Annotated in this window: 5 protein-coding genes; 4 read left to right on the top strand and 1 reads right to left on the bottom strand. The window is 45.1% G+C overall.

Translation table 11 applies throughout. From position 1 onward, the window contains the following. The 4 genes from BLR84_RS30060 to BLR84_RS14665 all read left to right on the top strand — a co-directional run. Positions 1-353, top strand: a 353-nt coding sequence (locus tag BLR84_RS30060; protein ID WP_255366949.1) for a DUF5712 family protein, incomplete at its 5' end; no start/stop codon positions are given. An 811-nt stretch (positions 354-1,164) separates the two neighbouring features. Then, a complete protein-coding gene (locus tag BLR84_RS14675; protein WP_090469178.1) occupies positions 1,165-5,148 on the top strand; it encodes a PKD domain-containing protein in 3,984 nt (1,327 codons plus the stop codon). 33 nt (positions 5,149-5,181) lie between these two features. Continuing rightward, entirely contained in the window at positions 5,182-8,964 is a 3,783-nt protein-coding gene (locus BLR84_RS14670; protein WP_090469175.1) for a DUF6443 domain-containing protein, read from the top strand. Positions 8,965-9,029: 65 nt separating this feature from the next. Next, complete coding sequence (locus BLR84_RS14665; RefSeq protein WP_090469172.1) at positions 9,030-9,641, top strand: hypothetical protein; 612 nt, start codon at positions 9,030-9,032, stop codon at positions 9,639-9,641. Between the two features lie 768 nt (positions 9,642-10,409). Here the strand turns inward: BLR84_RS14665 and BLR84_RS14660 are convergent. Continuing rightward, positions 10,410-13,247, bottom strand: coding sequence for an outer membrane beta-barrel protein (locus BLR84_RS14660; RefSeq protein WP_143013907.1), 2,838 nt, complete (start codon positions 13,245-13,247; stop codon positions 10,410-10,412). Between the last annotated feature and the right edge of the window lie 161 nt (positions 13,248-13,408).

Here is a 13,408-nt window from a genome sequence, read left to right as displayed (position 1 = left end):
GCAAAGATATTACCGATAGTATCCGTTTAAGCCCTTTAAATAATTCACGGGGCAAGAATGCGGCACACAGTCTGAAAGTAGGCCAGTTTGACCGCGTAGCTTTCAAACAAGCAGCCGAACGAACATTTGACCAGGCATTTGATTATGACCGCGAACTCAAAGAAACGTTTATCTATTCCAATACTTTAAAGCATGGTGATTATGGACAACGGCTTGAAATAAAGAAACTGGAAAAACAGGAGCAGGAGCAAAAGCGGCAAGAAAAACAGGAGTTGAAGCGGGAACTAAAATTACAGGAAGAAATAGAACAAAGTCGTAAGCAAAGCCGTGGATTAACGCAGGGGCGATGGTAATAGTTTAAAAATGACGGTAAAACGGATATGAGATAGTGGGTAAGAGTGGCGGCGACAGCTAAGGTGCTTACACTCAGCGGCAATGGCAGGAGGTTGATTTCGCATTTCCCGACCCTGCTGCTGAAAAGTTAAGCGACATGTATACCACGCAGTAACGGCAGGCGGCTTTATTGCACCTCACGCTATCGCGCCGGGCTTATGGCGCCGTCAGCCTAGCTGCCGCTGGCGGGAGTGAAATTCGTTCCTTATAACACACCTGCCTTTCCCGCCGCCGAAAAATACGATCCCATTTCACCGCGACCGGCAAAGGTAGCGACCGGCGGATGAAATGTAAAGGCTGTACAAGCGAAGCATTTTAATTTGTTTTTTAGCTGTGCTTCGGCCTTTACATTTCATCCGCCTTGCGCTTTGGGTGCCTAAGCAGTGAAAATGAAATGGTGTGCTCATTGATATTATAATGAAGCCCCTTTTGAGTAAAAAAATGACACCTCTGCATAACCGGCAGTGTAGCATACTTTTTTGCGGTTCCTTCCTGATATGGACAGGGATATTTTATTGATCGTTTTAAGAAAATATATCAAATCAGAGCACAATTGAATTACCTCCCATGTAATATATTCTAATCAAAAGTTAATTGAAAATAATATGCCTGGTAGTGTATTAAAACTTAAATAATATGATTATTATTGATTGATTCAAGTTGCTGAGGACAAAAGGTTTATCACCTTCCACAAGCCCGCGAATGCACCTGTTTGCGGGTGTTCTTTTCAGAACTTAGATCGTAGTACCTGAACTTTTCATCAACTCTAACATGGGTAAAAATTTACTTTCTTTTTTCACGATTGGGTTTTCATTAATCAGCACCGTAGTTTCGGCGCAGAACATGGTCAGTGTAAACCCGCTGACGGGGGCCTCCACGGTTAATATTCCGGTTTACACGATGAGCGCCGGGCAAATGGCCTTGCCGGTCAGCCTGAGTTATTATGGCGACGGCATCAAGACTAAAGACGTGGAAAGTTCAGCCGGTATGGGTTGGCAGTTGAAAGTAGGCGGACAGGTGTCCAGAGTAGTAAAGGGTCTGCCTGATGATGTCACCAAAGACGACGCGGGCAATCCGCGGCTCGGCTGGATGAGCAGCCTGGATACGGCGGCCAACAGTATCGCCGGTTTTACCATCGCCAATAATGGCAGTACATGCGCGAATGAAACCACGGATATCAGCTATATCAATAGTCATTTTTCTTACCGGAATGATTCTGAACCCGACCGGTATTATGTTAATGCACCAGGCTTATCCTGTCAGCTTCTTTATGACCGGGTCAGTAATACCTTCAAGCCGGTGAATTATCAGGACCTGACGATCACTTACCTGACCGATCCCGCATCTCACCTGATCACTTCCTTTACCATTACCAATGATAAAGGGATCTCCTATCTTTTTGGCAATGATATCGATGCTTTTCCCGCCAATAACAAAGTGACCCGGAAAACGATCGCCGGGACCAATGTCTATTTGAAGAACAAATACCTGCAATACCAGTACGGCATTACCTATTATGACACCTGGAGCTTGATCAACATGACCGATGTCAGTGGCAATGCAATTATTTTAAATTACACGACACCCGCACCATCCAAGGCAATCACGGATACGGTAGCCCTTTTTGTCTCAGGTGCAACATCTGCCGCGGTACAATATCGAGTAAGCGAAACCAATACACCTTATATTCTTCTGTCGGTCCAGGTATACAGCGCGTACGGGGTATCTCCAACACAGCTCAACTTTAACTGGGCGGTTACTACAGCCGGGCAAATTGTAATTTCTTCTATTGCCTTACAGAATGGAGGACAAACAGCCCGGTATTTCCTGTTTGGGTATAGTGATGTTGTTTATTCCCCCACCGGATTTACCCGTAAGTTCTTAAGGACGTACGATGAGCCCGTGTGCGGGTCACCGGTGAATTACCAGTTCGCCTATGCAGGGGAAACCGCTACAGGTAGTTCCTATACAACCACGCTGCCCGACTCTTCGCAAAACAAGTATGATTACTGGGGCTATTATACGACTGCTCCCGGCAGCAGCACCTCGAGACTGCCAACCATCTATGTCAACCCATCGACAGCGACTTATCCGCGTTACCTGGTCAGGGCTTCCGCGTCGCCCGGCACCGCCTATACGTATACTCTCAGCGGGGTTAGCCGTGCTGTTGATCCGGCCAATATAGCCGCGGGATCGCTGACCAAAGTCATTACGGCCGAAAAAGGGAACTCGAATATCATCTATGAACCCAACGACTATTATGATGTCCCCTCTGCTACGACTGTACAGGGTGGGGGTATCCGGGTAAAACAGATCATTGATTCGGTTGGTACCGGCTCTACCAATAATGTCATCCGTAATTATGCGTATACCAATCCTTCTTCCGGCACTTCCAGCGGTAAGCCCCTATCCCTGCCGCAATTTAGTTTTACGATTCCCTACGGCGGGGCCAATACCGGGCTGGCCTTATGGACCAGTGCCAGCGTCCTCTCTTCACATGATCTCTCCGAAGAAGACCATACCATTATGTATGAATACGTCAAATTCAGCCAGACCGGGGCCGGCAGTACCGTATACCGCTACAGCGTACCAGCTACCTATTGGGATGCCAGCGCAGTCCCGGTATGCAGCGGCTGTAGCACGATAGACTGGACCCCAACGATCAATGATGTGGCCCGCACCAATTGCACCTCTACTTATGGACCGGTCAGCAACGGGGTGTATGCCTATCCTTTTATCCCCAATGCCAATTATGATTTTGAGCGGGGCCTGCCCCTCAGCACGATCAGCTATAACGGGGATGCCACACCCAAAAAGGTAAGCGAAACCTATTATACTTATCAGCGCTCCTTTAACCCAACACCTATAGCCGCTTTCCGGGTGGAGGATAATGTGAACGGTACCCTGCTGGTCAAAGCCTATAACAAATACACCGTTTATTATAATACCGGTGAACTGACCACCAAGGTGGTCAATAAAGTATATGATTCTTCGACGCTGACGCAGGCCCGGGCGGACAGTACCCAATATTCCTACGGCAGCGCGAACCATAAGCTATTGACCCAACAACAATCAACCAACAGTGATGGTAGTGTGGTGACCAGTAAGATCAGTTATGTCAAAGATTATACCGCGGCTTCCGGCACGAATGCCAACGTAACGGCGATCTATAACCTGCAGCAACAACATATCAATGCGCCTGTAGAAAGTTACCAGCAGGTAACCCGCGCCGGAACGACCAAAACCATATCCGCTGCCCTGACGCTGCTTAAAGGTGTAACACCAGGAAGCAAGACCCTTTACCTGCCTTCCCGCCAATATCAAATGGTCCAGCCGGACGGCCTGTCGGGTTTTATACCGATGACGATAGCTGGTCAGGTACTGAACTTTGATTCGACCCACTATGTCCGTACGGCCAATTATACCGCTTATGATAAAACCGGTTTCCCGCTCACCGTGGATGATAACTTTAAACATATCAAAACAACACTGCCCCATCATTTTGCCGGACAACCTATAGCCGTTTTCAATAACGCCGCATACGGGGAAGTCGCCTACGAAAATTTTGACAGCGATCAGCCCAGCGCTACACCCTATGGCTTTACCATCGCGGGTACCGCTTCTTATAGCCCGGTGGGCAGTCACGCTGGTAATGCCGCGGGTCTGACCTCCGGCACGCAGACCGTCAGCTCCGTAACATTGACACGGAATGCTGCGGCTGCTAATTATATTTTCTCGATCTGGATCAATGCACCATCGTCCGGGACCCTGAGTTTGACATTGACCGGCATCAGCAGTCATCCCACCATTAGCTATACAACGGGTGGCTGGAAATACTATGAGCTAAAAATACCTATGAGTACTTTATCCTCCAACTACACAGTCAGCTTTACCTCCAACACGAGCATCTCTATTGACGATATCCTGTTTTACCCGGATGTGACCAGTGTAGCTACAGCGACCTATGACCCGGTTTACTATTACAAAATAGCCGCGACCAATACGAATGGTGTCTCGAACTATTATAAGAATGACAACTGGGGCCGGGTATTGTATGCCTTTGACCAGGATAAAAACATCGTGCAGAAAAACACGTTTATTACAGCCCAAGATGCCGGCGATCATTATACGTATCAACCCATTATCTACGGAAATACCAGCGTCACCAATACCACGCCGGTCTCTTTCAGCATAACCGGTTCGGATCCCTGTGCGGCAGCGGGAACAACGGTATCCTGGGATTTCGGTGATGGCACCAAAGCGCTGACCGCAGGGCTGATCAGCCCGACACATACTTATCATGGCAGTGGGACCTATACCTTGCGGGATACTATCCATTCACCCTTGTACGGCAATATCATCACCGCGCCGAAGACTATCACGGTATCGCCCATGCTGGTTCCGCTCACCTACAGCAATTTTACCACCAGCGGCGGCAACATCACTTCGGTCATTTTTACGCCCGTTGGTGGCGGCACCAGTTACAATTTTACGGGCGGCACCTTGCAGGGCGGCCAGGTATTGCAGGGTAATTACTCGGTACAGATCAATTTGACCGGTGCGACACATTTTAATGCCGGTACAGGGGCAGGATATAACGCCGTGGTCCTGAGTACGCAGGCTGGTGTCTATTCCTGCGCAGACTGGGTTTCTTCCAATTCCTATACGTTCAGTATTGACCTGCGCAATGCGACGACGCTGGATTTCCAGGTATCCACCTTTGACTGCTCCCACTTCTCGGGAGGTATCGAATAATCATTACCTAAACGATCACAAGAGGACCGAACCATGAACCGCAAGCTATATTACACCTTTATCATATACACGATCCTGCTCCTGACAGGCATTGGAAAAGCGTCTGCCCAGACCCCTCACGGCTTTATGCAGCAGGAAAATGTCAAAGTACCTGGCATCACCACCGACTCGGCGCTGTATGCGCTGACCAATACACAAAAGCAGACCACCCGGATTTATAGTGATGGCTTCGGTCGTACGCTACAAAGTATCGCCGTGCAAGCCAGCCCTGCCCAACGCGACCTCATACAACCGATGGCCTACGATAACCTGGGCAGGCAGGCCATCAGTTATTTACCCTATGCCGGGCAAGCTACAGATACTTCCGGCAGCTACCGTTCTACAGCCATCAACACTGCCCAGCCTAATTTTTATAACCAGCCCTCGCAATACCTGATCGCCACCGACGCCAACCCTTATGCCCAGCAGGTGTTCGAGAACAGCCCATTACAACGCGTATTGCAGGTAGGTATGGCCGGGAACGGCTTTCAACCCACCAGCGGTCAGCATTACAAAACGGTCATCTACCGTTTCAACAGCAGCGCCACCGATGGTAATATCCTGGTCTGGAACCCTGACGGTACTTTTACCGCGGGTACTTATTATGCCAACAATACGTTGGCCGTGACCGATGGCAAGGATGAGGACAACAGCGAAACGCTGGGTTTTGTTGACGCATCCGGCCGGACCATTTTAAAAAGGCAGGTACTTCCCAGCGGTAACCTGGATACTTATTACGTATACAATTACGCGGGCATGCTGAGTTATACCATCCCGCCCTTGGCGGTAAACAAGCTGGCGACCAATAGCTATAACCTGAATACAGCTCCCCTCAAAAACCTGGTGTTTCACTATACTTATGATACCATGGGTCGCCCAGTAGAAAAAAACATGCCCTCCCAGGGTAAGATGCTGATCATATATGATCCATATAACCGCCCGGTACTGATGCAGGACTCTAATATGCGGGTAAGTAACCAATGGAATTATATCAAATATGATGTCAAAGGCCGGGTGGCGAGTCAGGGTGTCTATACCGATGCCACGCATATCGGTCGTACAGTTATGCAAACCTGGGTCAGCGCCAATTATGGCAGCAACTGGTATGAAAGCCGCTCATCAGCCGGTTCGACAGGTTATTATACCAATGTGGTTTTCCCCTCAAGCAGTATCGCGCCTTTGGCCTATGCCTATTACGATGATTACGATGTGGATATGAATGGTACGCCTAATTTTAGCTACATGGCCCAGGGCCTGCCCGGTGAAGGTACCGCCACCTCGGCCGCGGTGAAGGACGTGCCTACAGTAACGTGTCTGGCCACTATCGGTAGCGGCATAGCAGCCGGTACCTGGATCACCAGGGCTACTTTTTATGATAAAAGAGGTAACCCCATACAAACCCAGAGTAATAATCAGTTGAACTTTACCAGCATACTGACCCTGACGGACACCAAAACGACCGTCCCCGATTTCACGGGTGTGCCGCAGATCAGCAAAGTAGTAAAAGTGACCGGGACGATTATGCCTTACACCATCACGGTACAAACCAATTTTACTTATGACCACCGGTATCGGGTCACTTCAGTTAGCCAGGCATATAACGGGGGCAGTTCTTCCGTTGTAGCCGCCTATACGTATAATGAGCTGGGCCTGGTGATCAAAAAAGGTTTGGGTTTCGTGAGTGGCAGCACCTACCTGCAAAATGTGGATATGCGCTATAATATCCGGGGACAGCTGCTGAGCATCAATAACAGCAAGCTGAGCAATGATGCCGGGGTGACCAATAGCGACGCGAATGATGTGTTCGGCTTGCAGCTGCTGTATGACAAGACCGATGCCAACCTGGGCAATACCGCTTATTACAACGGTAAAGTTTCAGCGGTCAAATGGATGAGCAAGGACGGCAGCGGCACCAGCAGTTATGAGCGGGCTTTCCGGTATTATTACGATGCCCTGAACCGGGATACAGCGGCTATATATGCCGAGCGTACCACGGCGAGCACGGGAGCCTTTAACACCACCCATGGCTGGGACGAGGACCGGATCAGCTATGACCAGAATGGCAACATCCTGAGCCTGTACCGCAATAGCGCCACACAGGGCGCAGGCACGCATACTGGCATCGATAACCTGGCTTATACCTATAGCAGCAGCAATCCTAACCAGTTATTGTCAGTTACCGATGGTACAACAGCCAGCTATACCGGAGCGGGTTTCCGCAACCTGACGGGAGGCACGGGCAGCTATACCTATGATGGCAACGGCAACCTTACTTCCGACCCTTATAAAGGCTTTTCGGGCATCGCGCATAATGTGCTTAACCGGACGGACAGGATCTATTTCAGTTCCTCGGCTAACCGCTATATTGATTACAGTTACAGCGTGGATGGTACATTGTTAAAAAAACGGCAATATGATAACGTGGGCGGTGTGGCTACTTTACAGGCCACGACGGATTATATAGATGGTTTTGTATATTTGAATGGAACCTTACAATATTTCGCTATGCCTGAAGGACGCGTGTTAAATAGTGGTGGTACCCTGACAAGGGAGTATACCATTGCCGACCAGCAGGGCAATGTACGGGTGACCTTTGACAATACGGGTACGGGCGGTGCAGCCAAAGTACGGCAGGAGAACAGTTATTATGCTTTCGGGCTCATCATGCCGGGCAGTACGGTAGCAACGCCGACCAACGATAATAAGCTACTATACAATGGCGGCAGTGAATGGCAGAACGACTTTGGTAACCTGCCCGATTATTACCAGACCTTTTACCGGAACTACGATGCCGCTTTAGGAAGGTGGACTGGTGTTGACCCGATGGCAGAATCTACTGAAAGCATGACCGGGTATCAATATGCAAACAATATCCCAGTGATGATGAATGATCCGCTAGGCAACCTGAGCCAGGCCCAATGGGATTTTGTACTGGACCAATTATATAATGGAATTACAGGAAATTATTTCTTGTCGGATGGAGGTGGAGGCGGTGGCGCCAATAATAGTGGCATCGGGAGGAACAATGGCGGGTTCGATGGATTTCATGATGGTGTTCATGGTGGCAGCACTGCCGTTAGTGAAGGAGCCCGTATCGGTGCCTGGGAGCAAAGTGCAATGTCTGCCGGGTTAGCAGTCAGTCAACTTATTTATGAGAATCCCAATGCTAACGTCAGTTACCACCAGGCAGTGATTGGGTTTGAAAATGGGCCTAACTCTTTGACCGGGAACTATTCGTTTAACTATACGATTGGCATATGGGATAATGATAAAAAGGAAGAGAACATTACAAACCATACTTATAATACTTCTTTTAATTATGGAGGGGCCAATCAGGGGGCCGAGGATATAAGATATATTATCCCAACCTCGCCAGGCGTCTTTAATTTGAGGAAGATAGGAAACGCATACTATACGAATGTAACATATGAAGAAGTTACTTATGACCTCAGAAATCCTCTGAATTTACGAACATTGCATGTGGAAATATCAAGTCTAAATGTTATGGTTTCTGACAGGAGTAGATGGACCAAGGAAAAATTAACAGAGGGTGATATAAAAATTAAACTGGCAGAAATTTTCACGTATGCGAGAATGGATGTTCGAGATGGTTTTTTGGATAATAGAATATATACACCAAATGAAGGCTCTAAAGAGTTGATAAAACAATTAGATACCATAATTAAGGGGTGGTTTACCGACGGGAAAGCTTCAACTAGAACTCCACTTCAATGGATTGGGCTTCCAAAGTCTAATGTGATAATGATGTTTCCATAGCTGATTTATATGCAGTTTGCCTTATATTAAGTATATTCAAAATCATATAATTTAATAAGAATCCCATGAAAGTAAGCCTTTTTGCAATTTTGTTGCCAATAGTTATTAACTTTAATAACTATATGAAAAAGTCAGATCAACAGGAAATTCCAAGGTCGATAATAAAAGGCAGCGGATCCATAGCGGCCGATTTGAGTTCTTTAAATGGCACGGGCAAAATATTATTTGTTGATCCAAAGTGTGTTGTTCTCGGTATCGAAACAGAGCCTTTCAGGCTTTTCATAACGCCAGAGTTTAGCATTGAAAGCTTGCCACTATCTTTAAGGAAAAATATATATGGCGTAAAAGAGCTTATTTTGAAACCTACTTTTGCGGTAGGAATGGATGATAAAATTAAAGCCTGCCAAATACCAATATGGATAAAGAGCTTTACTAAAGTACAGTGCTTAAGATTCGAGTTTGTTTCGTTAGACAATTTAAGTATTGTTCGGGATTTGCCGATTCAACATCTTATAATTGAAAATATCACTTACAACAATAGTAAAAAACTAATAGCCGACATTCGATCGCTTAATCATTTGAAGGAAATTTCTTATGATCAGTCATTTCCAATCGACCAATTACCTTCGATAAAAAGATTAGGATTAAAATTAAAACTGATAAAAAAGGCAGAATAGTTACAAAAGTTTATCAGTTATTTCTTAACGGTATATTCTTTATATGTGTCATGATGCTTCCAGTAGGATTTATGCCAATCAGGGGGGGGATGGGCCTACATTAGAAGATTTGAGAAGAGAGCCTCCCAGAGACCCGGGATATGTGCCTCCCAAAAGTGGAGCTCGAAAGGGAAATAGTTCACGTGGGGTGATGTATCAATCGGGTTGTTATTAAGTTAATAATCAAGATCAATAAGGATGTACTACATGAAAAACTTCAAAAAAGGAAGGTACTTAAGGATTATCCTTTTTAATTTAGGCAATTATTTAGACTGTAACTGCCTGGAAAATGAATACATGTATCAAAGCTGTTGTTAGTTCAAATTGTCGTTGTTGATTTGGACCAATCATTAAGTTTGGCATTTTGCTGGTGTAGGTTGTTTATCTTCTGGTATAAGAACCTGTACCATTGCAGCAGTGAATGGCAGAATAGTGGTTACATCATCCTAAGTAAAAGACATTTTTTAATTGCAAAACATTCATTATATTTGTATAACAAGTTCATTGACTACCTGTTATGAGTGCTTTAATGATACAAATGCAATCAAATGACGTCTAATAAAATGAGACCCATTCGGTTACCATTATCAGAGGAATACTTGATAACTTATTTATAATCAACTATTTAAGTGGTTGGATAATCATCCTGCCATCCCGACTAAAGCGATACCAATAAGTTTCAAAAAGCCTTTAAATCTATGATTTAAAGGCTTTTTGATTTTAATACCTTTAATCAGGCATACCAGGCGGAGGACCTCCATGCATAGGAGGCCCATCTTTACCTCCAGGGCCCATATCGGGCCTTTTGCCTGCAAAACTTTGTAGTCTTAACGTAAAGGTTAGCAAAAAGTACCGCCCCAGCCTGTTTGCTGAGGTTTGTGTTGTGTAACTGCCGCTTTGTGTGCTGGTATATCCCGTGTTTTGATTAAATACATCATTCACCGAAAAGCGGATGGTGGCCATATTTTGTTTTAAAAACCGGCGCTCTATATAAGTGTTCAAAATATTGGGGTTAGTGGCACCCTGGTATCCATAATAAATAACTTTTGAGTAATCATAACTAAAAGTCCAGTCTTTCCATACATAGTTTTTACCATTAAGACCGAGATTTAGCGATCTGAAATTATTATTGATGTTGGCATTGCTCAGGGAATTGTCTGATTTATTGATACTGTAGGATGCGCTTGCTTCAGATTCAATAACATCGGGAATGCTTACCCTGAAACGTGCTCCCTGCGATAGCACCAGGTTTTTAGCAATGTTCTTTTCCGTAGTGATCGCATAGGTATCAGATGCAACATTGCTTATGTAGGATATGTTATTGTTGTAAGTAACATTGCCGTTAAATAGCAGGTTGTATTTTCGTTCCTGCCAGGGCTTGGCAAATACATAAGAACCCGTTGCCGAATAGTAACCGTCGGCGTTTAAATATTGCGTTAATATGCTTCCGGCAAGTTTACTGTCAGGGGTATAATTGGCAGGGTAGGTTATGGTATTGGCAACAATTTTATTATCTGTTTTGGTGAACGATAAATTACTGAAGAACACATTCCCTGATTGAAAGTCGAAATTATTATAGCGCAATGACAGGTTATTATTAAACTCCGGCTTCAGGTTGGGATTACCCTGAACAGGATATGATGCATTGGAGAAATCTGTTACAGGTTGCAGTTCGGTATAGGTAGGCTGTAAACTGCTGCCATTATAGTTCAGGCTTAATGACTTATTCTTGGAGAAATTGTAAATAAAGCGAGCGTTAGGCGCTATATTGAAAGTATTGATATTGGTAGGTTCCCCTCCCGAAAGTGACTGCCCCGTTAAAGTTGCAGGTTGTGCTACCACACCCAATGTATAGTTATATTTTTTATCGATAAAGCGATAATTTATACCAAAACGATTGGTTATAAACGTTGAATTATAATTATTGCTCAGGAGGTCATACCTGTTCCGATCACCATTGTCAGCAAGCGTATCCGTTATTTTATCGGCTGTGGTATAAGCATAATGATAGGTATAATTAAACTCGAGATATGATTTTTTGCCAACAGGTTCCAGGTACGAAAGTGTGCTCCCCAAGCTATCGGTGCGGCTGTTGGTATTGATGAACTGGTTTAGCGGGGCATTGGCAGCGCCCTCGATATAGGTATATACCGGGTTTTGATATTTGTTGATGCTGTAAGATCCTGCACCTATGTTCAGGCTCAAATTTCTGCCGCTGCTTTTAAAACGGTGATTAAACAGCACATTGGCGCCATAATTTGGCTCTGTGGTATTGGTTAATGAAGTAAAACTATAGTTTGATAGCGTTTGCGAATTATTAACCAGCTTGTTTAGTCCGCTTTGAAGCGTATTTGTGCTTGCGTAAGCATAAGAAGGAGTAATTTTTATATAATTCAGCGTATCGGGTTTATACTCGATATTAAAATTAAACCGGTGATTTATTTTCTCATCATTTTGGTTACTGCTTTGGGTATTGGTACTGGGATTTGTAAGGGATATATTATTTTGAATGGTTGAGCTGATGGTATTTACTGTATTATCGGCAAAGCTATAGCTGCCATAAGCGGATATCTTTTTACCCCAGCTATCACGATAGTTAAAACCGAATGAACGGGCTGTAGTAATGCCGTTAGCGGTATTGCTGGAAGCCCCGGGCCGGCCTCCCGGACCGCCGCCTCTGGGGCCACCGCTACCAAAACTGAACAGGTTGGTATTGGTGTTATTTAAATTGCCCAGGAAAGCCAGTTGCCTGTCGCCGCTAAAACTAAACAAATTAGCCTGTGCCACATAGCGGTTACCTTCGTCGCTGTTAGCTATACCGGGGATGGCATCCTTTCCTCCGCCTACACTGGCCTGGCCAAAATAACCATAGTTCTTATTCTCCTTAATGGTGATGTTCAGTACTTTATCAGGTTCGCCGGTTTTTACGCCGGTAAGATTGGCCTGATCGCCATAATCATCAATAACCTGAATATTTTGTACAATATTGGCGGGTATATTTTGGGTGGCTGTTTTTACATCACCATTAAAAAAATCCTTTCCGTTTACTCTTACCTTGGTAACACTTTTACCCTGGGCGGTTACATTGCCATCCTTATCAACATCAATTCCCGGCAGTTTTTTCAATACATCCTCAACGGGCGCGTTGTCACGTACCTTATAGGCGTTGGCATTATATTCAACAGTATCTTCCTTCAGTTTAATAGGGTTAACAGCCGAAATAGTGACCGTATTTAACATATAAGTTGATGATTTAAGTGTTATGGGCTGTAATACAACTGCTTTGGTATCATTATCCAGTATAAACCGGCGCTTTAATGATTGATAGCCTATTGATTGTAATACCAAACTAAACTGGTTTACACTTACAGCTTTAAATATGAATCCACCTTTCGCATCGGTAATTACGCTCATGCTGTCTTTATCTATTAGCAATTTAACCGCTGTGCCGGGCAATGTTATACCTGTTGAATCCTGTACAGTACCAATAACCAGTCGTCCGGTTTGCGCGTAACTCTTAAGGCTAAGCAGTAATGCAAGGGTTATCAATAAATAGCTGTATCTCATTTTAATATCGTTTAGATATTGCAAATCAATAGCATTAGCAAAGCGCTTAAAAATAAAATAGACCGGCAAACCCCAAACGCAGATAAGTGCCTCTTTTGAGCCGATAAAGGGATGATTTATACTGATATATAAAATTGGGACCTGTTTAAAGATGGAAAATC

The sequence above is a fragment of the Mucilaginibacter sp. OK268 genome, assembly GCF_900103125.1.
Classification (GTDB): Bacteria; Bacteroidota; Bacteroidia; order Sphingobacteriales; family Sphingobacteriaceae; genus Mucilaginibacter.
The sequence above is the reverse complement of the archived record's forward strand: the minus strand, read 5'-3'. Positions and strand labels throughout refer to the sequence as shown.

Bases quoted from the DNA above. Each gene is read 5' to 3' on its own strand.
- BLR84_RS14670 (WP_090469175.1), top strand. From the start codon at position 5,182: ATGAACCGCAAGCTATATTACACCTTTATCATATACACGATCCTGCTC.
- BLR84_RS14675 (WP_090469178.1), top strand. From the start codon at position 1,165: ATGGGTAAAAATTTACTTTCTTTTTTCACGATTGGGTTTTCATTAATC.
- BLR84_RS14660 (WP_143013907.1), bottom strand. From the start codon at position 13,247: ATGAGATACAGCTATTTATTGATAACCCTTGCATTACTGCTTAGCCTT.
- BLR84_RS14665 (WP_090469172.1), top strand. From the start codon at position 9,030: ATGAAAGTAAGCCTTTTTGCAATTTTGTTGCCAATAGTTATTAACTTT.